At 65.3% G+C, this 22,376-nt stretch carries 23 protein-coding genes; 15 read left to right on the forward strand and 8 right to left on the reverse strand.

Annotated elements, in window-relative coordinates; translation table 11 throughout:
- Nucleotides 1–1,677, forward strand: a complete 1,677-nt coding sequence (gene ctaD / locus ACOJSI_RS07370) for a cytochrome c oxidase subunit I (RefSeq protein WP_420137619.1) — start codon at nucleotides 1–3, stop codon at nucleotides 1,675–1,677.
- Nucleotides 1,678–1,765: 88 nt separating this feature from the next.
- Here the strand turns inward: ctaD and ACOJSI_RS07375 are convergent, their stop codons facing one another.
- Entirely contained in the window at nucleotides 1,766–2,512 is a 747-nt protein-coding gene (locus tag ACOJSI_RS07375) for an SAM-dependent methyltransferase (RefSeq protein WP_420137620.1), read from the reverse strand.
- Nucleotides 2,513–2,660: 148 nt separating this feature from the next.
- Here ACOJSI_RS07375 and ACOJSI_RS07380 point away from each other — a divergent pair, with 148 nt between their 5' ends.
- From ACOJSI_RS07380 to ACOJSI_RS07425, 10 genes are all read left to right on the forward strand, one after another.
- On the forward strand, nucleotides 2,661–3,572 hold the full coding sequence (locus ACOJSI_RS07380) for a heme o synthase (RefSeq protein WP_420137621.1): 912 nt from the start codon (nucleotides 2,661–2,663) through the stop codon (nucleotides 3,570–3,572).
- Complete coding sequence (locus ACOJSI_RS07385; protein WP_420137622.1) at nucleotides 3,569–3,691, forward strand: hypothetical protein; 123 nt, start codon at nucleotides 3,569–3,571, stop codon at nucleotides 3,689–3,691. Before ACOJSI_RS07380 ends, ACOJSI_RS07385 begins: the two co-directional genes overlap by 4 nt.
- A complete protein-coding gene (locus tag ACOJSI_RS07390) occupies nucleotides 3,691–4,254 on the forward strand; it encodes a cytochrome c oxidase assembly protein (RefSeq protein WP_420137623.1) in 564 nt (187 codons plus the stop codon). The genes ACOJSI_RS07385 and ACOJSI_RS07390 overlap by 1 nt, the downstream gene beginning before the upstream one ends.
- A gap of 35 nt (nucleotides 4,255–4,289) precedes the next feature.
- Nucleotides 4,290–5,108, forward strand: a complete 819-nt coding sequence (locus ACOJSI_RS07395) for a cytochrome c oxidase subunit 3 (protein ID WP_420137624.1) — start codon at nucleotides 4,290–4,292, stop codon at nucleotides 5,106–5,108.
- Between the two features lie 54 nt (nucleotides 5,109–5,162).
- The gene (locus ACOJSI_RS07400) at nucleotides 5,163–5,531 is read left to right on the forward strand and encodes a DUF983 domain-containing protein (RefSeq protein ID WP_420137625.1); all 369 of its coding nucleotides are present in this window, start codon (nucleotides 5,163–5,165) and stop codon (nucleotides 5,529–5,531) included.
- Nucleotides 5,528–6,181 carry an SURF1 family protein gene (locus ACOJSI_RS07405; RefSeq protein WP_420137626.1) on the forward strand — a complete coding sequence of 218 codons (654 nt, stop codon included), beginning with the start codon at nucleotides 5,528–5,530 and terminating at the stop codon, nucleotides 6,179–6,181. Before ACOJSI_RS07400 ends, ACOJSI_RS07405 begins: the two co-directional genes overlap by 4 nt.
- A gap of 155 nt (nucleotides 6,182–6,336) precedes the next feature.
- Entirely contained in the window at nucleotides 6,337–7,737 is a 1,401-nt protein-coding gene (thrC, locus tag ACOJSI_RS07410) for a threonine synthase (protein WP_420137627.1), read from the forward strand.
- Entirely contained in the window at nucleotides 7,734–8,963 is a 1,230-nt protein-coding gene (locus tag ACOJSI_RS07415) for a M16 family metallopeptidase (protein WP_420137628.1), read from the forward strand. The genes thrC and ACOJSI_RS07415 overlap by 4 nt, the downstream gene beginning before the upstream one ends.
- A complete protein-coding gene (locus ACOJSI_RS07420; protein WP_420137629.1) occupies nucleotides 8,960–9,829 on the forward strand; it encodes a class I SAM-dependent methyltransferase in 870 nt (289 codons plus the stop codon). Before ACOJSI_RS07415 ends, ACOJSI_RS07420 begins: the two co-directional genes overlap by 4 nt.
- Nucleotides 9,826–10,842: a serine hydrolase domain-containing protein gene (locus ACOJSI_RS07425; protein ID WP_420137630.1), complete on the forward strand. Its 1,017-nt coding sequence runs from the start codon at nucleotides 9,826–9,828 to the stop codon at nucleotides 10,840–10,842. Before ACOJSI_RS07420 ends, ACOJSI_RS07425 begins: the two co-directional genes overlap by 4 nt.
- 166 nt (nucleotides 10,843–11,008) lie before the next feature.
- Here ACOJSI_RS07425 and ACOJSI_RS07430 read toward each other — a convergent pair whose 3' ends face one another.
- The 3 genes from ACOJSI_RS07430 to ACOJSI_RS07440 are packed head-to-tail and all read right to left on the reverse strand — an operon-like array spanning nucleotide 11,009 to nucleotide 12,623.
- On the reverse strand, nucleotides 11,009–11,644 hold the full coding sequence (locus ACOJSI_RS07430; protein WP_420137631.1) for a heme exporter protein CcmB: 636 nt from the start codon (nucleotides 11,642–11,644) through the stop codon (nucleotides 11,009–11,011).
- Complete coding sequence (gene ccmA / locus ACOJSI_RS07435; protein ID WP_420137770.1) at nucleotides 11,641–12,177, reverse strand: heme ABC exporter ATP-binding protein CcmA; 537 nt, start codon at nucleotides 12,175–12,177, stop codon at nucleotides 11,641–11,643. The genes ACOJSI_RS07430 and ccmA overlap by 4 nt, the downstream gene beginning before the upstream one ends.
- 29 nt (nucleotides 12,178–12,206) lie before the next feature.
- The gene (locus ACOJSI_RS07440; RefSeq protein WP_420137632.1) at nucleotides 12,207–12,623 is read right to left on the reverse strand and encodes a metallopeptidase family protein; all 417 of its coding nucleotides are present in this window, start codon (nucleotides 12,621–12,623) and stop codon (nucleotides 12,207–12,209) included.
- Between the two features lie 106 nt (nucleotides 12,624–12,729).
- Here ACOJSI_RS07440 and ACOJSI_RS07445 point away from each other — a divergent pair, with 106 nt between their 5' ends.
- From ACOJSI_RS07445 to ACOJSI_RS07455, 3 genes are read left to right on the forward strand one after another with little or no spacing between them, the layout of a single operon-like run.
- Nucleotides 12,730–13,023: a 4a-hydroxytetrahydrobiopterin dehydratase gene (locus tag ACOJSI_RS07445; protein ID WP_420137633.1), complete on the forward strand. Its 294-nt coding sequence runs from the start codon at nucleotides 12,730–12,732 to the stop codon at nucleotides 13,021–13,023.
- A complete protein-coding gene (locus ACOJSI_RS07450) occupies nucleotides 13,013–13,795 on the forward strand; it encodes an ATP-binding cassette domain-containing protein (RefSeq protein ID WP_420137634.1) in 783 nt (260 codons plus the stop codon). Before ACOJSI_RS07445 ends, ACOJSI_RS07450 begins: the two co-directional genes overlap by 11 nt.
- Complete coding sequence (locus ACOJSI_RS07455) at nucleotides 13,792–15,321, forward strand: ABC transporter permease/substrate-binding protein (protein ID WP_420137635.1); 1,530 nt, start codon at nucleotides 13,792–13,794, stop codon at nucleotides 15,319–15,321. Before ACOJSI_RS07450 ends, ACOJSI_RS07455 begins: the two co-directional genes overlap by 4 nt.
- Here the strand turns inward: ACOJSI_RS07455 and ACOJSI_RS07460 are convergent.
- From ACOJSI_RS07460 to ACOJSI_RS07470, 3 genes are all read right to left on the reverse strand, one after another.
- A complete protein-coding gene (locus ACOJSI_RS07460; RefSeq protein WP_420137636.1) occupies nucleotides 15,293–17,371 on the reverse strand; it encodes a TonB-dependent receptor in 2,079 nt (692 codons plus the stop codon). The two genes, ACOJSI_RS07455 and ACOJSI_RS07460, sit on opposite strands and share 29 nt — an antisense overlap.
- Nucleotides 17,372–17,555: 184 nt before the next feature.
- Nucleotides 17,556–19,607 carry a S9 family peptidase gene (locus ACOJSI_RS07465; protein WP_420137637.1) on the reverse strand — a complete coding sequence of 684 codons (2,052 nt, stop codon included), beginning with the start codon at nucleotides 19,605–19,607 and terminating at the stop codon, nucleotides 17,556–17,558.
- 69 nt (nucleotides 19,608–19,676) lie between these two features.
- On the reverse strand, nucleotides 19,677–20,381 hold the full coding sequence (locus tag ACOJSI_RS07470) for a DUF899 family protein (protein WP_420137638.1): 705 nt from the start codon (nucleotides 20,379–20,381) through the stop codon (nucleotides 19,677–19,679).
- Between the two features lie 55 nt (nucleotides 20,382–20,436).
- Between ACOJSI_RS07470 and ACOJSI_RS07475 the strand changes: the two genes are divergently transcribed.
- Entirely contained in the window at nucleotides 20,437–22,230 is a 1,794-nt protein-coding gene (locus ACOJSI_RS07475) for an aminopeptidase P family protein (protein WP_420137639.1), read from the forward strand.
- Here the strand turns inward: ACOJSI_RS07475 and ACOJSI_RS07480 are convergent.
- Nucleotides 22,205–22,357: a hypothetical protein gene (locus ACOJSI_RS07480; protein WP_420137640.1), complete on the reverse strand. Its 153-nt coding sequence runs from the start codon at nucleotides 22,355–22,357 to the stop codon at nucleotides 22,205–22,207. The genes ACOJSI_RS07475 and ACOJSI_RS07480 overlap by 26 nt on opposite strands.
- Nucleotides 22,358–22,376: the final 19 nt, after the last annotated feature.

Consider the following 22,376-nt stretch of genomic DNA (forward strand, 5'->3'; position numbering starts at 1 on the left):
ATGACCGATATCGCCGCCCGTCCGAGCCATTTCCAAGCCGATGACGCGCATGATCACCATCATGACGCCGATCACAAGCCGGCCTTCTTCGCGCGTTGGTTCATGTCGACCAACCACAAGGATATCGGAACCCTTTACCTGATCTTCGCGATCATCGCCGGCATTATCGGCGGCGGTATTTCAGGCCTGATGCGGGCCGAGCTGGCGCATCCGGGCATCCAGTATCTGGGTATCTGGTATGAGATGCTGCACGGCCCCGGCACGGCTGATCAGGCGCATCATCTGTGGAACGTGCTCGTCACCGCGCACGGCCTTATCATGGTGTTCTTCATGGTCATGCCGGCCATGATCGGCGGTTTCGGCAACTGGTTCGTCCCGATCATGATCGGCGCGCCGGACATGGCCTTCCCGCGCATGAACAATATCTCGTTCTGGCTGCTGGTGCCGGCTTTCCTGCTGCTGCTGGGATCAACCTTCTTCTCGGGCGGTACCGGTCCTGGTGCGGGTACGGGCTGGACGGTCTATGCGCCGCTGTCGACCAGCGGCTCGCCTGGACCTGCGGTCGACATGGCGATCCTGTCGCTCCACCTGGCTGGCGCCTCGTCCATTCTGGGCGCGATCAACTTCATCACCACCATCCTGAACATGCGCGCGCCGGGCATGACCCTGCACAAGATGCCGCTGTTCGCCTGGTCGGTACTGGTCACCGCGTTCCTGCTGCTGCTCTCGCTGCCGGTTCTCGCCGCCGCGATCACGATGCTGCTGACCGATCGTAACTTCGGCACGACCTTCTACGATGCGTCGGGCGGCGGCGATCCGATCCTGTACCAGCACCTGTTCTGGTTCTTCGGTCATCCCGAAGTGTACATCATGATCCTGCCGGGCTTCGGCATGATCAGCCACATCATCGCAACCTTCAGCCGCAAGCCGATCTTCGGCTATCTCGGCATGGCTTATGCGATGGTCGCGATCGGCGTGGTCGGCTTCATCGTGTGGGCGCACCACATGTTCACGACCGGCCTGTCGGTCGACACGAAGATGTATTTCACCGCCGCGACGATGGTGATCGCGGTGCCGACCGGCATCAAGATCTTTTCGTGGATCGCGACGATGTGGGAAGGCTCGCTCTCCTTCAAGACGCCGATGCTGTGGGCGCTGGGCTTCATCTTCATGTTCACCGTGGGTGGCGTGACCGGCGTGCTGCTCGCCAATGGCGGCATCGATAATTATTTCCAGGACACCTATTACGTGGTGGCCCATTTCCACTACGTGCTGTCGCTGGGCGCCGTGTTCAGCCTGTTCGCCGGCTTCTATTACTGGTTCCCGAAAATGTCGGGCCGCATGTATAACGAACTGCTCGGCAAGCTGCACTTCTGGGTGTTCTTCGTCGGCGTGAACGTCCTGTTCTTCCCGATGCACTTCCTGGGCATGGAAGGCATGCCGCGCCGCTATCCCGATTATCCCGATGCCTATGGCTATTGGAATTCGATCGCGACGCACGGCTATGAGATCATGGCTGCCGGCATGGCGATCTTCTTCGTGAACGTGATCTACTCGCTGTTCGCCGGGCCGAAGGCCGGGGACAATCCCTGGGGCGAAGGCGCGACGACGCTGGAATGGACTCTGTCCAGCCCGCCGCCCTATCACCAGTTCGAGCAGCTTCCCCGCATCGACTAAGCGTTGGGATCCAGATCGGAACAGAGGAAGGCCCCGGAGCGATCCGAGGCCTTTCTCATGTTGCCAGGACGGCGTCCGCGGGTCGGCCTCAGATATTGTGGGGGAAGGCCAGCGTGCAACTGATCCCCGACAGGCACAGGTCCATCGGCTTGAGGCCGGGTGGGAACGCCTTGCGGTTGGCGACGAAGCGTTCGATGTTCGGATCGGGCCGAATGCCCAGATCCAGCAGGATCAGCCCTGCCTCCCGCACCGCCTCCAGAAAGACCGTGATGGTCATCCCGTTGAGTCCGTTGCGATATTCCCGCCATTGGCGGGAGGATACGCGATCCCGGACTGCCTCCTGACTCGTCGTCAGATGCTCCCACGGGCCGATCGGCAAATGGTGTCCGGCCGACGCATAGAAGAGCGGATCGGTGAAGATGAAGATGCGGCCGCCGCGATCGGGCAGGAAGCGTTCGAGGGCCACGAGGTTGGCGGACAGGCCATCAATATGTTCGAACACATTGTTGGACAGGATCAGATCGAATGTGCCGAGATCGTCCACGGTCGGTGCCGTGCCCTGATGGAGCGTGAAGCGCTCGGCGAGGTGCGCCAGCCCTTCTTCGGCCAGCGCTTGTTCCACAAACGCGCGCTCGTCATCGCGCGGGTCGATGCCGGTCACATGGGCTGCGCCCTTGCGGAGTGCCCACAGCACTTCGGTGCCCCAGCCCGATCCAACAACCAGCAGGCGCTTGCCCCCGAGATCGAACTTGCCCCCGAAGTAAAGATCGAGGTGGTCGTCCCAACGGCGAATATAGGCGGTGATCTCGCCCAGCATCTTTGCGTCGACTGGCACCGGCCTCTCCTCGATCAGGCGGTGGAGCGTAAGCGCCCTCGCGCGGCGGGGAAAGCCACGGATGGAGGGGGCGTGGCCAGCGGCCAGCATTTTTGCGATCCGGCGCAATGGCTTTCACGAATCCCATCGGACGCCTATAGCGCATCCCATGTCGTCTCCTGCCGTCCCGATGACGCCGGTGCTTCCGGCCGAGTGGCGCGATTTCCTCGCGCTCACCAAGCCGCGCGTGATGGTGCTGGTGGTCTATACCGCGCTGTGCGGCTTGCTGGCGGCACCGGGCCATCTGCACCCGGTAATCGGCTTTACCGCTATCCTGTGCACGGCCATCGGCGCGGGCGCGTCGGGCGCGCTCAACATGTGGTATGAGTCGGATCTCGACGCCCAGATGAAGCGCACGCAGAAGCGGCCGCTGCCGGCCGGCCGGATGGAGCGGCAATCGGCCCTGCATTTCGGTGTCGCGCTGGGCGTGGGATCGGTGCTGGTGATGGGGCTGGCGGTCAATCTGCTGGCGGCCGCGATCCTGGCCGCATCGATCCTGTTCTATGTGCTCGTCTACACCGTCTGGCTGAAGCGGCGGACGCCGCAGAACATCGTCATCGGCGGTGCGGCGGGCGCCTTTCCGCCGCTGATTGGCTGGGCGGCGGCGACCAATCAGATCGGCGTGTTGCCGGTGCTGATGTTCCTGCTCGTCTTCCTGTGGACGCCCCCGCATTTTTGGGCGTTGTCGCTGTTCGTGCGGACGGATTACGCCGCCGCCGGCGTGCCGATGTTGCCGGTCGTGGCAGGATTGCCGGCGACGCGCCGCCAGGTCCTGATCTATACAATCCCGATGGCGATCGCCGCCGTCGCGCCCTGGCCGCTTGGCGAGACCGGCATGATCTACGGCATCGCCGCCAGCCTGCTGACCGCGTGGTTCGTGGTACTGGCGCTGCGCGTCGCGTTCAATCGCGAGACCGATCAGGCCTTGATGAAGCCCGAGCGCGCACTGTTTCGGTTTTCCATTCTCTATCTGTTCGCTCTGTTCGGAGCGCTCGTCGTCGATAAACTGGTGCTGGCATGACCCCCGAATTCGAACAGGAATATCGCCGGCGCCAGCAGTCCCGCGCCAAGGCGACCGCGCTGATCCTGGGAGCGCTGGTCATCCTGTTCTTCGCCATCGCGATCGTGCGGATCGGCTGATGGCGGCGACCCTGCCTCTGCATCGGGCCAAGCGGCGCACGGGCCTGATCATGGTGCTGGTCGCCGCCTGCATGACGGCATTGGGCTTCGCCAGCGTGCCGCTCTACCGCATGTTCTGCCAGGCGACGGGTTGGAACGGCACCGTGCAGGAACGGCTCAACGCGGTGGCGCCGGGGGCCGTGGTGGGCCGGTTCGTCAATGTCCGCTTCGACGCCAATACGTCGCCCAGCCTGCCCTGGAGCTTCGAACCCGATGATCGCATGACGCGGGTTGCGGTCGGCGCGCGGCAGATGGCGTTCTTCACCGCGATCAATAATAGCGATCATCCGATCACCGGCAGCGCGGCGTTCAACGTGACCCCGCCGCAGGCCGGCCAATATTTCGTGAAGATCCAATGCTTCTGTTTCACCGAACAGACGTTGTTGCCGCACGAACGGGTGCGGATGCCGGTCATCTTCTATGTCGATCCCGGCTTTGCCAAGGATCCGGATGCGAACGACATCAGCGAGATAACCCTGTCCTACACTTTTTACCCGGTAGCGAAGCCGAAATCGGCAAGCTAAGGGACGGTCGACAGAGCTAAAGGGAACGGACGAGCATGGCCGGAGCAAAGAGCCACGATTATCACATCCTGCCGCCGGATCCGTTTCCGATCCTGGGCGCCTTTTCCGCTTTGCTGATGGCCGCCGGCGCCATCATGTGGATGCACAGCGCGCATTATGGTGGCTTTGTGTTCGTGGCGGGCACGCTGTGCGTGCTCGGCGTGATGGCCGGCTGGTGGGGCCGCGTGATCCGCGAAGCCAATGCCGGCGATCATACGCCCGTCGTGGGGCTTCACCTGCGCTACGGGATGATCCTGTTCATCGCTTCCGAAGTGATGTTCTTCGTCGGTTGGTTCTGGGCCTGGTTCGATTTCTCGCTCTTTCCCTCGACCGTCGATGCGGTCGGCGGCGTTTGGCCGCCGAAGGGCCTGACCGTAATCAATCCCTTCGCCTTCCCGCTGCTCAACACGCTGATCCTGCTTTGCTCGGGCACGACGATCACGTGGGCGCATCATGCGCTGCTGCATGGCGATCGCAAGGGCATGATCCAGGGTCTGTGGTGCACGATCCTGCTCGGCCTGATCTTCTCCTGCATCCAGGCTTATGAATACATGCACGCGCCGTTCGCCTTCAAAGGCCTGAACTATGGTGCGGCTTTCTTCATGGCGACGGGCTTCCACGGCTTCCACGTGCTGGTCGGCACGATCTTCCTGATCGTCAATCTGGTGCGGGCCTATAAGGGCGCCTTCACGCCCAAGCAGCATTTCGGCTTCGAAGCCGCCGCCTGGTACTGGCACTTCGTTGACGTGGTGTGGCTGTTCCTGTTCGTCTCCATCTACGTCTGGGGCGGCTGGGGCGCGCAAGTCGCGGGGTAATGCAGCAGGTCGGGATCCTCGCGCCCTGGCGATACGGGCGCGCCTGACCCAAGCATGTCGACACCATCGCCATCGCCGATAGCGGCCGGCCTGAAAGGCTGCTGTCCGCACTGCGGCGCCCGGACCCTATTTGCCGGCTGGATCAAGTTCGCGGATCGCTGCATGTCCTGCGGGCTGGATTACACCCAATTCAACGTCGGCGATGGGCCCGCCGCCTTCCTGACGCTCATCTTGGGCGGAATCGTCGCCGCCTCCGCGATCGTCGTGGAGCTTACCTTCTCCCCGCCCTTCTGGGTCCACCTGTTGCTGTGGCCGCCGATCACGCTGGCGTTGATCGTCGTTAGCCTGCGCGCCAGCAAGGCGGTGCTGTTGGCGCTTGAATATCGCAATGCCGCGCGCGAGTGCAGGGTCAGCCCGTCATGATCCGCCGCATCCCGATTCTGCCGACGATCGTCGTCGTCCTCGCTGCCCTGCTGATGGTGCGACTCGGCATTTGGCAATTGCATCGCCTGCATGAGAAAGAGGCGCTGCTGGCGCGCTATGCGGCGAACGTCGCCAAGCCGCCCTTGCCGCTGGCGGCCTTGTTCCCGGTGAAGGCAGATGCTCTCTACCGCCGTACCAGCGCCTATTGCCTGGATGTCGTGGGCTGGAAGACGGAGGCTGGGCGCGGCGCCGATGGCCGTTCGGGCTGGCGCCACATCGCGTCGTGCCGGACCGGGGCGGAGGGGCCGGGCATTGCGGTGGATGTCGGTATATCGGCCGCGCCCACCACGCCGCAATGGAACGGCGGACCGGTCAGTGGTCGCCTGACCGAGGCGCCGACGGATGCGCCGCTGATCGCGCGGCTTCTGTCGACGCCGGCGGCACCTACCCCAATGATCGTCAGTGAAAGCGCCGCGCCGGGACTGGCGCCAACCGCGCCACCCGATCCGCGCAATATTCCGAACAACCACCTGTCCTATGCCGTGCAATGGTTCATCTTCGCCGCGCTCGCGCTGATCATCTACGCCGTGGCACTGTGGCAGAGGCGGCGGAAGAAAGACTGGGCGCCGGATAGGGAGCCCGCACCCTAGACGCGCCTCGCCGGCCCAAGGCGTGGAAGCCAAATGAGGGCATGTATCGCCAGCGGCCGGCTGTGGCGGAGCAAAAGGCCTGGTTTACCCGTGGCAATGACAAACAGCAGGCATCGGAATTTGCCCTAAGCGGCCGCGCCCGCTAACCGGGCGGCATGCTTTATGTCAGCACGCGCGGGGGCGCACCCACGCTCGATTTTGAGGCGGTGACGCTCGCCGGTCTCGCATCCGATGGCGGTCTCTATGTGCCGGAGGCCTGGCCAACCTTCACGCGCGATCAGATTGCCGCGCTGCAAGGCCTGTCCTATGTCGATACGGCGGTGGCGGTGCTGACACCGTTCGTCGGCGGCGCCTTGTCGCCGACCGATCTGCGCGCGCTGTGCGACACGGCTTATGGACGCTTCGCGCACGCCGCGGTGACGCCGCTGGTGCAGCTGGATGCGCGCAATTGGGTCCTTGAGCTGTTCCACGGCCCGACGCTGGCGTTCAAGGACGTCGCGCTGCAACTGCTGGGCCTGCTGTTCGAACGGTTTCTCTCCAGCCGGAACACGCATTTGACCGTGGTCGGCGCGACGTCCGGCGATACCGGGTCGGCCGCGATCGATGCGCTGGCCGGCCGCGCCAAGGTCGACCTGTTCATGCTCCATCCCAAGGGGCGCGTGTCGGAGGTGCAGCGGCGGCAGATGACCACCGTGCTGGCGCCCAATATCCACAATATCGCGATCGAGGATGCGAGCTTCGATCATGCCCAGGCGATGGTGAAGGCGATGTTCGCGGATCAGGCCTTTACCGGCCGCTTCGCCTTGTCGGCGGTCAACTCGATCAACTGGGCCCGGCTTGCGGCGCAGATCGTCTATTATTTCTACGCCGCCGTACGGCTGGGCGCGCCGGACAAGCCGGTCGCTTTCTCCGTCCCGACCGGCAATTTCGGCGATGTCTTCGCCGGTTATGCCGCCGCCCGCATGGGCCTGCCGGTCGCGAAGCTGATCGTCGCGACCAACGTCAACGACATCCTCCATCGCGCTTTGTCCGAAGGGGATTATTCCGTCGGCACGGTCACGCCGACGATGGCCCCGTCGATGGACATCCAGGTCAGCTCCAACTTCGAACGGCTGCTGTTTGATCTGCACGATCGCGATGGACAGGCGCTGGCGCAATCGATGCTGGGGTTCGAGGCGGATCGCCGTTTCAACCTGACGCCAGGAATGCGCGTTACGGCCGGTCAATTGTTCGCCAGCGCCCGGATCGATCCGGACGAAATGGATCTCGCCATGCGCCGCGCCGCCGAACAATCGGATATGCTGCTGGATCCGCATACCGCGATCGGTCTGGCCGCCGCGCATCGTGCCGAACTGCCGGCGGATGTGCCGGTGGTGACGCTCGCCACCGCGCACCCGGCCAAATTCCCCGATGCGGTGGAACGGGCGACCGGCCGGCGGCCCACCTTGCCGGCGCGGGTGGGCGATCTGTTCGATCGCACGGAGCGCTACGACGTGTTGCCGAGCGAACTGGCGACGATCCAGGCCTATATCGCCGAACGGGCGACCGCGGCATGACCGCGCGCATGCACCGGCTGAGCAACGGCTTGACGATTGCGGTCGAGCCGATGGCAGGGGTGGAGACGGCGGCAGTCGGGCTGTATGCCGCGGTGGGCGCACGCTCGGAGCCAGAGGGGCTAACCGGGCTTGCCCACATGGTCGAGCATATGGTGTTCAAGGGCGCGGCCGGGCGCGACGCTCGCTCGCTCGCTGAAGATATCGAGGATGTCGGCGGATCGCTCAATGCCTGGACGGCGCGCGATCAGACGGTCTTCAACGCACGCCTGCTCGCCGGCGATTTGCCGCTGGGCGTGGAGATCATCGCCGATCTGATCCGGGCGCCGCATTTCGATGCGGACGAGCTGGAGCGGGAGAAAAGCGTCGTCCTGGCCGAGCTGGGCGAAGCGCGCGACACGCCTGACGATATCGTCTTCGATCATCTGCAAGCCGCCGCCTTTCCCGGCCAGTCGCTGGGACGGCCGGTGCTGGGGGACGAAACCAGCATCGCTGCGATCGACGCGGCGGCGTTGCGTGGATGGTTGGCCGATCAATATCGGCCCGATGCGCTGGTGCTCGCCGCGGCCGGCAAGGTCGATGAGGACGCCTTTCTGCGCCAGGTCGAGGCCCGGTTCGGCGACATGGCCGTCGGTGCGCCGCCCGCCGTTCCGCCCGCCGCCTTCACCGCCGGCGTCCATCATGATGTCCGCCGCTTTGACCAGCTGCACGTCGCGTTGGCCTTTCCCGGCGTCGGCTATCTGGATGCGGACGTGCACGCGCTGGGTGTGTTCGCGGGTGCGGCCGGCGGTGGCGCATCGTCGCGCCTGTTCCAGGAGGTGCGCGAAAAGCGCGGGCTCGCTTATTCGGTCTATTCCTGGAATCACAGCTATGCCGATACCGGCGTGTTCGGCGTCTATCTGGCTGCGTCGCGCCGGGATGGCGCCAAGGCACTGACACTGACGCGTGAGGTCCTTGCGCGCACTGCCGAAGAGCTGACCGAGGCGGAGCTGCAGCGAGCAAAGATCCAGGCGAAAGCCGGGCTGCTGATGGGCGCGGAATCGGTGCAGGCGCGCTGCGACAATCTGGCGCGCGGTATCCAGATCCACGGACGGATCGCGCCGTTGCACGAAAGCGTGGAGCGGTTCGAGGCGGTCACGCTGGCGCAGGCGCGTGCGGCCGGTGCAGCAGCACTGGCCGGGGGCGAGGCGCTTGCCACGGTCGGCGGCAAATTGGCGAAGGCGGCATGAGCCTGCTCACCCTCGTGACTGAACCCTGGGCCGATTACGGGCTGATCGATTCGGGTCATGGCCGCAAGCTGGAGCGGTTCGGCCGCTTCCGCTTCATTCGACCGGAGCCGCAGGCGATGTGGGCGCCGGCCAGCCCGAGCTGGGACGCGGATGGCGACTTCATCGCCGCGTCGGACGAGGATGGCGGCGGCAAGTGGCATTTGTCGCGCGATGTCCCGCGCGGCGGCTGGCATGTGAAGTGGGAAGAGGTGCGCTTCACCGCGCAGAATACGCCCTTCCGCCATCTCGCCTTCTTCCCCGACATGGCGCCGCAATGGAGCTGGATGCGCGATCGCACGAGCGAGGGCGACGAGGTGATGAACCTGTTCGGCTATACCGGCGTCGGCACGCTGGCGCTGGCCGCCAAGGGCGCGCGCATGACGCATGTCGATGCGTCGAAGAAGGCGGTGGAGATCGCCAAGTCCAACGCTTTCCTGTCCGACATGACCGATCGTCCGATCCGCTGGATGGTGGACGATGCGGTCAAGTTCGCCGCGCGCGAGGTGCGGCGCGAGCGGCGTTATGACGGCATCTTCCTCGATCCGCCCAAATTCGGGCGCGGGCCGGAAGGTGAAGTGTGGCGGATCGAGGAGCATCTGCCCGGCCTGATCGCGCATTGCCGCCGATTGCTGGATGAAAAGTCCAAATATCTGGTGCTGACCGTCTATGCGGTCCGCATGTCCGCGCTCGCGATCGGGGAATTGCTCAATCAGGCGCTGGCGGATCTGGGCGGCAAGGTTGAGGTGGGGGAGATGGCGGTGCGGGAAGAAGCGCGCGGCCTGCTGTTGCCGACGGCCATCTTCGCACGCTGGAGCCGCGACGGATGATCCGCACCGCGATCGCGGCATTTGTCTTCCTTTTTGCAGCCCGTCCGGCCGTGGCGCAGACCGATCCCGCGCTTCAGGCGGTGCTGGCGACGTTCGAGCAGGACGAGCATCCCGATCTGCGCGGCGCGATCGTGCTGCGCGACGGCAAGATCGTCGCCGAACATTATTATCATGGCGAGACGGCGGAGAGCCTGCACGACATTCGATCCGCCGGTAAAAGCGTGACCGCGCTGATGGTCGGCATCGCGATCGATCGCGGCAAGATCCATGGCGTGGACGATCCCGTCAGCCGCTACCTGCCCGAGGTGAAAGGGAGCGCGATCGCGGATGTGCCGCTGCGGGATGTGCTGGCCATGCGATCGGGCCTGGCCGCGTTCGACGAGGATGCGGCGTCGCCCGGCAATGAGGACAAGCTGGATCTCGCGCCCGATCCGGTCGCCTTCCTCCGCGCCGTGCCACGGGCCGATCCGCCGGGCACGCGCTATCGCTATAATTCACTGACCGCCTGGGTTGCGGGCGCGGTGGTGGCGCGCGCGACCGGCGAGACGATGGCAAGGTTCGCGGACGTGCAGCTCTTCCGCCCGCTCGGCATCACGCGGTGGGAATGGGCGGCGGATGCGGCGGGATACACCAAGGGGCAGGGCAACCTCTCGCTGACGTTGCGCGATTTTGCAACGATCGGCGAGATGGTGCGCAATGATGGGCTTTATCGGGGCCGGCGCATCGTCAGCGCGGGCTGGATCCGCGCGATGGTTGCGCGCCGGCAGACGATTTCGGACGTCGATCCTTATGCCGACGGCTATGGCTATTTCTGGTATGATCGCGTGCAACAGATTGCAGGTCGGAAAGTGCCGGTCGTGTTCGCGTCGGGCAATGGCGGCAACAAGATCTATGTCGTGCCGAGCCGCCATATGGTGGTTGCGATCACGTCCAGCGCCTATGGCAAAGGCTATGGCCAGCGCCGATCGCAGGCGATCCTGCAAGCGGTGCTGGCGGCGGATCTGAAGCCTTAAAGCCCGATGACTTTAACAGGCCCGTTCGTTTCGAGTAGCGACCGAGCCTGTCGAGGGCGCGTATCGAGAGATGCCAACCGGCCATTGCCTCGATACGCACCCTCGATACGCCTTGCAGGCTACTCGGTCGCTACTCGGCACGAACGGGTTAGCGGACTCATTGATTCTAGCTGCGCGCCGCCCGGAGCGCTGCGCCGGCCGCAAAGGGTGCGCCGGCCACGAACAGCAGGCTGGTCGCGGCCAGCAGCTTGATCGCCCCTGGGCCAGCGCCCGCGCCGAAGATCAGCAAGGGGATCGCCAGCGGCAGCATCACCAGCCCGATCAGCGCACCCGCCCCCCTCAGGCCTGCGGTCAGTGCCGCGACCGCGAGACCTAAGGCGGCAAGCCCGGGCGTCCCGAGAGCAAGACCGAGCTCCAGCCGCAGCAATGCTGCACCATCCAGATCGAGCAAGGCGGCCGCCGGCAAGGTCGCGGCCATCAAGGGCGGTCCGAAGCTCAGCCAATGGGCGAGGATCTTGGCGGCGGCGATCGCCTCTTCGCTATGGCCGCGTAGTGCCAGCTGATCCAGCACGCCGGACGCGAGGTCCGGCCGCACCAGCCGTTCCACCGGGAGCAAAGCCGCCAGCAATGCGGCGGTCCACAAGATGCCGCCGCCGACACGCGCGAGCAGGGCGGCATCCGGGCCGATCGCGAAGGGGAAGAGGGTCGCGACCAGCAGGTAGAAAACCAGGGGCAGCCACGCCCCGCCCTGTGCGAAGGCGCGCATCACATCCCGCCGGACGAGGTTGGTGAACAGGCTCACAGCGCCAGTTCCTGCGCATCGACCAGGCCGAGTGGCTGATGGCTGGCGGCCAGTATGATGCCGCCGCCGGCACGGTGCCGCGCCATGATGTCCGCCAGCGTTTCGATCGAGGCGACGTCGAGCCCGCTCGCCGGCTCGTCCAGCAGCCAGATCGGGGCGGCACCGGCAATGACGCGCGCGATCGTGGCGCGGCGGCGCTGGCCGGTGGAGAGGAAGCGGACGGCCACCATCGCCAGCCCGGCGAGCCCCACCGCCTTCAACGCGGACGCGACGCGATCCTCATCGCCGCCATCCAGCCGCGCCCAGAAAGTGAGCGCGGCAAACAGACCTTCGTCTTCGTCCAGGGCGGCGGCCTCCGCGGCCAGCGCAATCCCGCCCTCGCGCACCACCTGACCGTGGGTGGGTGTCAGCAATCCGGCGGCGATCCGCAGCAGGCTCGACTTGCCGGCACCATTGGCTCCGGTGACGAGCGCTGCGTCGCCGGCCCCAAGCGCCAGCCGCCGGCCTTCGAACAGGATCCGTCCGCCGCGCATGCAGGAGATGCCGTCCAGCAGCAGCCGGGTCACGGGCCGGGTGCGTCTTCCAGCGCGTGCATGTCGTCGTCGCTCAGGCCGAAATGATGGCCGACTTCATGCACCAGCACATGCGTGACGAGCCGCTCCAGCGTCTCACCGCTCTCCACCCATTCGTCCAGCAGCGCGCGCCGATAGAGGGTGATGATATCCGGCAAAGCGGCATTGTCGCTGATCGACTTCTCGCCCACCGGGCGGCCGCGATACAGGCCGGACAGCGCAAACGGATCGTCGATGCCGAGCGCCTGCAGCGTCTCCGCATCGGCGAATTCCTCGACCTGCAGCACGACGTCGCCCAGATATTGGCGGAAGACGTCGGGCAGTTGCGCAATCGCGACGCGGGCGAGCGCGTCGATCGCCGCTGCATCCGGCGCGCTGCCCCACGATTCTTTGCCACCTGTGTCCATCGAACGACGGCATAGTGGTATTACGGTTTGGCTCAAACGGTTCGTGTCGGTTAGTATCGCGTGAGACGATCCCGAGGGACTTGGGGACGCGCGAACGGGAGCGGGCATGGCGATCGAAGCGTTGAGTGAAGCCGAACGGGCCGATGCGCTCGATGCGCTGCCCGACTGGGATTATGACGAAGGCCGCGATGCCATCCAGCGCCGCTTCGTCTTCGCAGACTTTCCCGAGGCGTTCGGCTTCATGGCGCGCGTGGCCCTGATTGCCGAGCGCGCCGATCATCACCCCGAATGGTCCAATGTTTGGAACCGCGTCGACATATTGTTGACCACGCACGATTGCGGCGGGCTTTCCGCGCGCGATGTGGCGCTGGCGCAAGCGATCGACGCTTTTGTCGAGTAGCGCGACCGCACGCCTCGGCGCGGTCGAACCGAAGCTGGCCTTCGATCACGTCACGCGCCGGTATAATGGCGTGTCGGCGGTCGATAGCCTGTCGCTGCAGATCGACAAGGGCAGTTTCGTTGCGCTGGTGGGGACGTCCGGTTCCGGCAAGTCGAGCCTGCTGCGCCTGGTCAATCGGCTTGATCGACCCGATCATGGCAAGGTGCTGATCGACGGCTGCGATGTCGCCACGATCGATCCGATCGCGCTGCGCCGAAGCGTGGGCTATGTCTTCCAGAATATCGGTCTGTTTCCGCATATGAGTGTCGCGGAGAATATCCGCATCATCCCGCGCCTGGCCGGCGGGTCGGCGGTGGACGTCGGCGCGGCGCTGGAGCAGGTCGAACTCCCCGCAGCCTATGCCGATCGCTTTCCGGCGCAGCTTTCCGGTGGCGAGCAGCAGCGCGTCGGCACTGCCCGCGCGCTGGCGGGCGAGGGGAAGCTGCTGCTGATGGATGAGCCGTTCGGTGCGCTCGATCCCGTGACGCGCGATCGGCTGGGGAATACCGTTCTGGCGTTGCACGAACAGCTCGGCCTCACCACCATCCTTGTCACGCACGACATGGCCGAAGCGCTGTTGCTGGCGGATCGGGTGGTGGTGATGGCGCAGGGGCGGATCGTCGCCGATGCGACCCCGCGTGAGATGATCGCCGGGCTGGCCGGGCCGGGTGCGGATGCGCTCGTCGCCATTCCGCGCCAGCAGGCGGAACGGCTCGGCCGGTTGGCGCAATGAAGGACGCGCTCCTCCAATTGCCGCCGCTGATCGCGAGCCATGTGCTGCTGGCGGCGGCCGCGCTGGTGCTGGCGCTGCTCGTCGGCCTGCCGCTCGGCGTGCTGGCGTCGCGCCGCCCGCGGCTGGCGGGGATTGTGGTCGGTCTCGCGAGCCTGGTGCAGACTATTCCCGGCCTGGCTTTGCTGGCGCTTTTCTATCCGGTGCTGCTGGCGTTGTCAGCGCTGGTCGGGGGCGGCATACCGGCGCTGGGTTTCCTGCCGGCCTTGCTGGCACTGTTCCTCTACGCGCTACTGCCGATCTTGCGGAACACGCTGGCCGGGCTGAACGGGATCGATCCGGCGGTGCTGCAGGCGGCGGACGCGGTTGGGATGACGCGCTGGCAGCGGCTGCGCCTGGTCGAAGCGCCATTGGCGGCACCGGTCGCGATGGCGGGCGTTCGGACGGCGGCGGTGTGGACGATCGGTGCGGCGACGCTGGCCACCACCGTCGGCTATCCCAGCCTGGGCAATCCGATCTTTGCCGGCCTGCAGATCGAGCGATGGGATCTGGTGCTGGCCGGCTGCATTGCCGCCGCCTTGCTGGCGCTCGCGACCGACGGTCTGCTCGCCCTGATCGAGAAGGGCATTGGCGGCAGACGGCCGGCATGGACCTTCGCTGGGATCGGCCTGCTTGCTTTGGGGCTGTTGCTGGCCCTGGTGCCGCAATTGCGCGCGCCCGAGCGCACGGTGACGATCGGCGCCAAGAATTTCTCCGAACAATATATCCTTGCCCGGCTGATCGGGTTGCGGTTGGAGCAGGCGGGCTATCGCGTCTCCTATCGCGAAGGGTTGGGCTCGGCGGTGGCGTTCCGGGCGCTCGAGCGCGGCGATATCGACGTCTATGTCGAATATTCGGGGACTTTGTGGACCGGCGCGATGGGGCGGACCAGCACGCCCACGCGTGCCGCAATGCTGGACGGGATCGCACGCTGGATGGCCAATGGGCCGAAGACTGCGCTGATCGGGCCGTTGGGCTTCGAGAATGCCTATGCGTTGGCGGTCAAGGCGGACAGCGGCCTTGCGTCCCTGGCCCAACTAACGGCGCGCGCGCCGCAGCTGACGCTCGGTGCGGATCTGGAATTTCTCGATCGGCCGGAATGGCATGCGGTCCGCGATGCCTATGGCCTGCGTTTCAAGGCGACGCGCGCCTATAGCCCGACCTTCATGTATCGGGCGCTCGCGTCGAGCCAGGCGGACGTCATCTCCGCTTTCTCGTCGGACGGGCGCATCGCCGCCGATCATCTGACGGTGCTGGCCGATCCCAAAGGCGCGATGCCCCATTATGATGCGATCCTGCTCGCATCGCCCGCTTATGCCCGCGATGCCCGCTTTGCCGCCGCACTGCGCCCGCTGATCGGCGCGATCCGGGTCGAGGATATGCGCACCGCCAATTATTCTGTCGATCGCGACAGCGGCAAAGCCACGCCCGAGGCCGCCGCTGCCGCGCTCGATCGCGCGATCAGAGCGCGAAGCGCGCCGTCACCCTGATGTCGCGGCCCGCCAAGGGCGCATAATCTTTCAGGAAGCTGGCATGGCGGCGTGCCGTCACGTCCAGCAGATTGTTCCCCGAAAGGATCAGGCTGAAATTCTGATTGTCACGCAGAGGGTGCACGCCGATCGATGCGTTGACCATGGTGAAGCCCGGCGTACGCGTCTCGAACGCAGTGATGCGATCCTGATGATCGATCCACTCGACTTCGGCCCGGCCGAACACGCGTCCACCGCGTGCCTCTACCCCGCCGAGCAGGCGCAGCGGCGGGATGCGCGGCGCCGGGCCGACATCGACGATGGTGGCATGGACATAATCGGCGAGGGCATCAGCCACGATCTGCGTGTCGCCGAGCCGGGCGAGCGTGTAGGATCCGTTGATCTCGAACCCGTAATAGCGGGCCTTGCCCTGGGCGGTCTGGTAGACGGGCAGGCCGTCTTCCAGGGTTCCGGTGGCGAACTGATCCACGTAATTGGAGAAGCGGTTGTAATAGACCGACGCTTCGATGTCGTAATTGCGGCCATGGCCGTGGAGCACCGCCTCGATGCCGTTGGCGCGCTCCTTGGCCAGCGTGGGTAGGCCGATCTCGAACGCCTCGGTGCCGGCATGCGGGCCGTTGGCGAACAATTCCTCCGCCGATGGCGCGCGTTCGCTGTGCGACAGGTTCAAACCGACTTTCCAGCCGTCGAACAGGGTATAGGATCCCCCGATCGATCCCGAGACCGCGCCGAAATCGCGCTGGCCGGCGGCGAATTGCGGCTGATCGTCGCCGGGCATCGCCTTCAACATGGCATGTTCGTAGCGCGCGCCGCCCTCAATCTTGAACTTGCCGAAATCCAGCTGCTGCAGTGTGAATAGGCCGATCGTGTCGGTGCTGTTCCGTGGCAGGAAGGCTTCGTCGCCGATGACGTTGAAGTCGCGATACGAAAATTGGACGCCGGATACGCCACGCCAGACGCCATGTTGCGCCTGCGCCAGTTCGACGCGGCCTTCCATGCCCTGCGAATAGAAAGCGGTACCGATCGAATTGTCTTCTTCCAGCTCGAAATGCCGATAGCGTGCGGCGCCCAGGCGGAAGCGGATCTGTTCCAGCACGTTGCCGCCCGTATCGACGGCGGCGCGGGCATCGATGCGCGTCTGCTTGACGTCGAGGCGCGGCGCTTCCTGTTCCTCGCCCGGCTGCGTCGCAAACCGCACGGGCACGCCATAAAGGCTGTCATAATGGCTGACGGCAATGCCGTAATTGCCGGTGGAGGTGATGACCGATGCGCCGAGCGCCGCATCCCAGGTTCGGGACTGGGTGTTGGGCAGCTTGCCTTTCACTGCGGCATTGGCGGCAAAGTCGATATCATCATCGGGCGTGCCGACCGTGGCGGCCGACGCCAGCGCCTGGCTGCGCAATTCCGGGCGCAGCGCATAGCCGCCGATGCGCAAATCGCCGGATTTCAGATAGCTGCCATCGGCATGCAGCACGATATTTTCGCTGACCTTGGCATCGGCGGCGGCGCCGATCGAGCGTTCGTTGGCGGCACTGCCGTAATTGGCCTGCCCCTGCAGACGATAGCCGGCCTCGGGAATCGATCGCGGGATGCGCGTGTCGATCACGTTGACGACACCACCAATCGCTTCTGAACCATAGAGCAGAGCCGACGGGCCGCGCACCACTTCAACCCGCTCGGCCAGCAGGGGGTTGATCACGACCGCATGATCGACGCTGGTGCTGGATACGTCGAAGCTGCCGACGCCATCCGTCAGCACGCGAATGCGCGCGCCCTGGAAGCCGCGCAGGATCGGCCGCGATGCGCTGGGGCCGAACGAGCTTGCCGAGACACCGGGCAGATGCGTCAGGGTTTCGGCGATGGTCGGCCGCAAGTTGCGCGCAAGATCCAGCCCGCTGATCACCGACGTGCCGGCAATGACATCTTCGCGCGTGCGTGCCAGCGGCGCGGTGACGATGATCTCGTTCGGATCGGTCGGCTCACCGCCGGCTGCATTCGCGGCAGGGGTCAGCAGCACAGCCGCCATCGACGTCATCATCACTTTACGCATTCACGCAGCTCCCACTGTTCTGGGGAGTCGCTTAGTCATATGATATAATATATCAACACACGATTGCAGATGTAGTGCATTTTGTCCGAGAGGATGCACTCATGCACCGCATTGCTGACGCTCCTCGTACAAGATTTCCGGCCGCGGCGGACCTTGTTCAGGGCCGCCGCGCGCCAGAGAGATTTTACGGCATCTGGGTCAGTACGAAGGCAAAAGCTTCGGCGCGCTCGTGCAATGCCTCGAACCGGCCGGATTTGCCGCCATGCCCCGCGCCCATGTTGATCTTGAGCAGCAGGATATTGTCGTCCGTCTTGGTGGCGCGTAGCCGGGCCGCCCATTTGGCAGGCTCCCAATAGGTCACGCGCGGATCGTTGAGACCGCCGGTGATCAGCATCGGCGGATAGGTCTTCGCCGCGACATTGTCATAGGGACTGTAGCTGCGGATCAGGTCGAATGCCGCCTTGTCGGTGATGGGATTGCCCCATTCGGGCCATTCGCCGGGCGTCAGCGGCAGTTCGGCGTCCAGCATCGTGTTGAGCACGTCGACGAACGGCACGTCGGCCACCACCGCGCCCCACAATTCGGGATCGGTATTGGCGACTACGCCCATCAGCTCGCCGCCGGCAGATCCGCCGTTGATGGCGATATTGCCGGCGGAGCTAAAGCCGGCGGCGATCAGGCCCTTGGCGGCATCAGCAAAGTCATGGAACGTGTTCCAGCGCGCTTCGGCCTTGCCCTGCAGATACCAGTCATAGCCCAGGTCATCGCCACCACGGATGTGGGCGATGGCAAAGGCCCAACCGCGATCCAGCAGGCTCAATCGCGCCGCGGAGAAACTGGGCGGGATGGCGTGGCCGTAAGCACCATAAGCATAGAGGAACAGCTTGCCGCTGCCGTCCTTGGGGAAGCCGATGGGATAGACGATCGACACCGGCACGTGGGCGCCATCGCGTGCCCTCACGGTCACCCGCTCGGTCGCATAGCGGCTGCCGTCATAGCCCGACGGCACTTCCTGCACCTTCAATGTGGTCAGCGCCAAAGTGTCCGGATCGCAATCGAAGACGGTCAGCGGCGTCACCATCGAGGAATAGGTGAGACGATAGGCGGCGGGCGCGAATTCGGGATTGTTCGACGCCGCCGCGCTATAACTCGCTTCGGGGAAGGCGACCTGGCGGCTGCCGCCGTCCCAGTCGCGCAGGATGATCTGATCGAGCCCGTCGATGCGCGCGGCCATCATCAAATGGCGATCGAAGGCGGCGATGCCGGTCAGATAGACATGATCCGATCCCGCCACAACCTCGTGCCATATGCCGGGATCGGCGGGATCGGCCCGCGCCACCCGAAAATTCACATGCGTGTCGTTGGTCAGGATCCAGAGGCTGCCATGGGCGGAATCGACGCTGTATTGGCGCTTCACGTGTCGCGGGCTGACGAGGATCGGCTCCGCCTGCGGATCGGCGGCCGGGACCAGGCGGACTTCGCTCGTCTGATTGTCACCGGTCGCAATCTCGATCCATTGCCGGTCTCGCGTGCTCCCGACGGCGACGCGGAAGCCTTCGTCGGCCTCCTCATACAGCAGGCTGTCCGTGTTCGGATCGGTCCCCAGCCGGTGCAGCAGGGCGCGATAGCTGCGCCAATTGTCGTTTACCTCGGTATAGGCGATCGCGTCCGAACCGGCGCTCCAGGCAACGCCCCCATTGGTAACCGGGCTAACAGTTTCGATGTCCTGGCCGGTGGCGAGATCGCGTATGCGCAGGACATAGCGTTCGGCGCCAGTGTCGTCCGCGCTCCACGCCATCAGCTTGCCGTCGGGGCTGATCGCCACCGCACCGACCCGGAAATAGTCCTTGCCCGCCGCCTCGGCCGGCTCATCCAGCAGCAGTTCGTCCGCGCCGCCCGCGACGGGGCGCCGCCAATGTTTCGGATATTGGCCGCCGGTCTCGTACGCCCACCAATAGAGATAATCGCCATCCTTCTGCGGTACCGACGCATCGTCCTGCTTCACCCGCGCCTTCATCTCTTCGAAGATCGTGTCGATCAGCGGCCCGTGAGGCGCCATCGCCGCCTCGAAATAGCTATTCTCCTCGCGCAGATAGGATAGCACCGCTTCGTCGGAGACGTCCGGATAGGCCGGGTCCTTCAGCCACGCCCACGGATCGTCGATCGTCACGCCATGGCGTTCGTAGCTATAGGGCTTGGTGGTGGCGACGGGCGGGGGCGGCAATGTCTTGGTCATCCCGACTCTGTGGGGATGGATCGGCAGCGCCGCAAGCACGGACCTGCCGGTCGTCCCGCCTCCCGGCCTTCAGGCAGGATAGGTCAGTGCGGGATACCAATGCGGGTCGCGGCCCTTGCGGGTGAGATCGAACAGCGTCCAGATCAGCATAAGATCGGGCGCACCGCGTGGATCCTGGCCGGGATCGGCCGTCTCGCCCGTCATCTCGGCGGCATAGAAGTGGCGGATGCCATCGGCCGTCCGCTCGAACACGTTGATCGCCGGAATATCCGATCCATCCGGGCCGATGCCGCCATAATCGGTGAAGAAGGCATCACCGACCGGCTGATACAGCGGCAGGGCGCCCCAGCCCCGTTCCAGCTTGAACGCGATCTGCCGTTCGATCGGTGCTCCGGCGATGGCGGCCACCGCGACCTTTTGCGTGAGGTCGCCAACCGCCGCCGCCAGCCCGCCGAGGAAGCCGGTGCACATCGGGCAGGGCCGCTTGCGCATGACGCCGAACATCCAGTGATAGGTGATCAGCGTGTCATGGCGGCCGAACATATCCGCCAGCGCGATCTCGCCGCCATTCTCGCTGACGAAGCGATATGTGTCGGATACGATCCCGCCGGGCGGCAGCGCGCGGCGCAACGCGGCGACCCGTTCGATCTGCCGCCGCAGCTCAATCTCTTCCGCCAGCAAAGCGGTGCGGGCCGCCCGATAGTCCGCGCTTTCGTTGGGCAGGCGGATGTCCACCGCGCCTGCCAGTTCCGCTGCCGATCTGAGGTCCGTCATCGTCCTCTCCATGCGGGGATTTGAACCTGCGCCATAGCACATCTATCATGGTGCCATGTCCACTTATGCCGATCGCCTTCAGGCTCTGCGCGAAGAGCTTGCCCGCCGCCGTCTCGATGGCTTCGTCGTGCCGCTGACCGATGAGCATATGTCCGAATATGTCGGCGCCTACGCCCAGCGGCTCGCCTGGCTGACCGGTTTCCAGGGCTCGGCCGGCGCCGCGGCCGTGCTGCCGGCCGAAGCGGCGATCTTCACCGATGGACGCTATACGCTGCAGGTGCGCGAGCAGGTCTCGGCCGATCAGTGGAGCTATCAATCGGTGCCGGAGACGAGCATCGCCGAATGGCTGGGCGAGCACGCGCCCAAGGGCGGTCGGATCGGGTACGATCCCTGGCTGCATACCAAGCGCTGGGTTGAACAGGCGACGCAGGCGCTGCAGGATCAGGGCGCCGAACTGGTTGCGGTCGACACCAACCCGATCGACGCCATCTGGCCCGACCAGCCATTGCCCTCGACCGCGCGACTGGTGGTGCAGCCGGACGCGCTGGCCGGGCGTTCGTCAGCCGAGAAGAGGCAGGAGATTGCCGACTGGCTCGGCAGCCGCAAGGCCGATGCGGCGGTGCTGTCCGCGCTCGATTCGATTGCGTGGACGTTCAACGTCCGCGGCGCCGACGTCGATCACACGCCGGTGGCGCTCGCTTATGCGCTGGTAAATGCGGACGGCACGGCCGATTTGTTCGTCGCACCGGAAAAGATTGGCGAGGATGTCGCCCAGCATCTTGGCAATGCCGTGCGCCTGCATCCGCGCGATGCCTTTGCCTCCTATCTCGCCAACTTGCGCGGCAAGAAAGTGGTGGCGGATCCCGAACGCGCCGTCTCCGCCATTTTCGCGACGTTGAGCAACGCCGGCGCGACCGTGCTGGAATTGCGCGATCCTGCCGTCCTGCCGAAGGCGATCAAGAATGCGGCGGAGATTGCCGGCCAGGATGCGGCGCAGGCGCGCGACGGCGCCGCCGTCAGCCGCTTCCTCCATTGGCTGTCGGTTGAGGCGCCGAAGGGCGGCGTCGACGAACTGTCGGCCCAGGCCAAGCTGCGCGAATTTCGCGAAGCGACCGGTGCGCTGAAGGATTTGTCGTTCGATACGATTTCAGGGGCCGGACCGAACGGCGCGATCGTCCACTATCGCGCGAGCGAGGAAACCAACCGCCCACTGGAAATGAATTCGATCTATCTGGTCGATTCGGGCGGCCAATATCAGGATGGCACCACCGACATCACGCGTACGGTCGTCATCGGCGAACCTACGGACGAGATGCGGACCCGCTTCACGTTGGTGCTGAAGGGCCATATCGCGCTCGCCCGCGCGGTGTTTCCGCAGGGAACACGCGGCAGCCAGCTCGACACTTTGGCCCGCCAATATCTGTGGGCGGCCGGCCTCGATTATGCGCATGGCACCGGCCATGGCGTCGGTTCTTTCCTGGCGGTGCATGAAGGCCCGCAGCGTATCGCGCCGGGTGGCAGCGGTTTCGCGGGTGGCGACGAGCCGCTCAAGGCGGGGATGATCCTGTCCAACGAACCCGGCTATTACAAGACGGGCGCCTACGGCATCCGCATCGAAAATCTGGTGCTGGTGGAGCCGCGTGAAGTGGACGGCGCGGAGAAGAAGCTGCTCGGCTTCCGCACGCTCACCTTCGTGCCGCTGGACCGCCGGCTGATCGATATCGACCTGCTGTCGCCGGAAGAGCGCGCCTGGGTCGATGACTATCATGCCCAGGTCGCGGCGATCGTCGGCCCGCCGCTGGAGGGCGACGCGGCCGAATGGCTCAGGTCGCAGACGGCTCCGCTTTAGGGGCCGATGCCGGCGCGGCATCCGATTCGGCCGCGACCTGCGCGCGCGACTGAGACTTGCGGCGCCGTAAATTGGCCCGCAACGCCTCTGCCAGCCGTGCGTCGCGCTCGCTATTGTCCTTTGCCACGATGCTTCCTTGACCTTGC

Source organism: Sphingomonas sp. (assembly GCF_048595155.1).
In the GTDB taxonomy this organism is placed as follows: domain Bacteria; phylum Pseudomonadota; class Alphaproteobacteria; order Sphingomonadales; family Sphingomonadaceae; genus Sphingomonas_I.

What these genes read in the sequence shown, in the direction of transcription:
- ctaD (WP_420137619.1), top strand. Translation starts at nt 1, where the DNA reads ATGACCGATATCGCCGCCCGTCCGAGCCATTTCCAAGCCGATGACGCG.
- ACOJSI_RS07380 (WP_420137621.1), top strand. Translation starts at nt 2,661, where the DNA reads ATGTCGTCTCCTGCCGTCCCGATGACGCCGGTGCTTCCGGCCGAGTGG.
- ACOJSI_RS07385 (WP_420137622.1), top strand. Translation starts at nt 3,569, where the DNA reads ATGACCCCCGAATTCGAACAGGAATATCGCCGGCGCCAGCAGTCCCGC.
- ACOJSI_RS07390 (WP_420137623.1), top strand. Translation starts at nt 3,691, where the DNA reads ATGGCGGCGACCCTGCCTCTGCATCGGGCCAAGCGGCGCACGGGCCTG.
- ACOJSI_RS07395 (WP_420137624.1), top strand. Translation starts at nt 4,290, where the DNA reads ATGGCCGGAGCAAAGAGCCACGATTATCACATCCTGCCGCCGGATCCG.
- ACOJSI_RS07400 (WP_420137625.1), top strand. Translation starts at nt 5,163, where the DNA reads ATGTCGACACCATCGCCATCGCCGATAGCGGCCGGCCTGAAAGGCTGC.
- ACOJSI_RS07405 (WP_420137626.1), top strand. Translation starts at nt 5,528, where the DNA reads ATGATCCGCCGCATCCCGATTCTGCCGACGATCGTCGTCGTCCTCGCT.
- thrC (WP_420137627.1), top strand. Translation starts at nt 6,337, where the DNA reads ATGCTTTATGTCAGCACGCGCGGGGGCGCACCCACGCTCGATTTTGAG.
- ACOJSI_RS07415 (WP_420137628.1), top strand. Translation starts at nt 7,734, where the DNA reads ATGACCGCGCGCATGCACCGGCTGAGCAACGGCTTGACGATTGCGGTC.
- ACOJSI_RS07420 (WP_420137629.1), top strand. Translation starts at nt 8,960, where the DNA reads ATGAGCCTGCTCACCCTCGTGACTGAACCCTGGGCCGATTACGGGCTG.
- ACOJSI_RS07425 (WP_420137630.1), top strand. Translation starts at nt 9,826, where the DNA reads ATGATCCGCACCGCGATCGCGGCATTTGTCTTCCTTTTTGCAGCCCGT.
- ccmA (WP_420137770.1), bottom strand. Translation starts at nt 12,177, where the DNA reads ATGCGCGGCGGACGGATCCTGTTCGAAGGCCGGCGGCTGGCGCTTGGG.
- ACOJSI_RS07440 (WP_420137632.1), bottom strand. Translation starts at nt 12,623, where the DNA reads ATGGACACAGGTGGCAAAGAATCGTGGGGCAGCGCGCCGGATGCAGCG.
- ACOJSI_RS07445 (WP_420137633.1), top strand. Translation starts at nt 12,730, where the DNA reads ATGGCGATCGAAGCGTTGAGTGAAGCCGAACGGGCCGATGCGCTCGAT.
- ACOJSI_RS07455 (WP_420137635.1), top strand. Translation starts at nt 13,792, where the DNA reads ATGAAGGACGCGCTCCTCCAATTGCCGCCGCTGATCGCGAGCCATGTG.
- ACOJSI_RS07460 (WP_420137636.1), bottom strand. Translation starts at nt 17,371, where the DNA reads ATGCGTAAAGTGATGATGACGTCGATGGCGGCTGTGCTGCTGACCCCT.
- ACOJSI_RS07465 (WP_420137637.1), bottom strand. Translation starts at nt 19,607, where the DNA reads ATGACCAAGACATTGCCGCCCCCGCCCGTCGCCACCACCAAGCCCTAT.
- ACOJSI_RS07470 (WP_420137638.1), bottom strand. Translation starts at nt 20,381, where the DNA reads ATGACGGACCTCAGATCGGCAGCGGAACTGGCAGGCGCGGTGGACATC.
- ACOJSI_RS07475 (WP_420137639.1), top strand. Translation starts at nt 20,437, where the DNA reads ATGTCCACTTATGCCGATCGCCTTCAGGCTCTGCGCGAAGAGCTTGCC.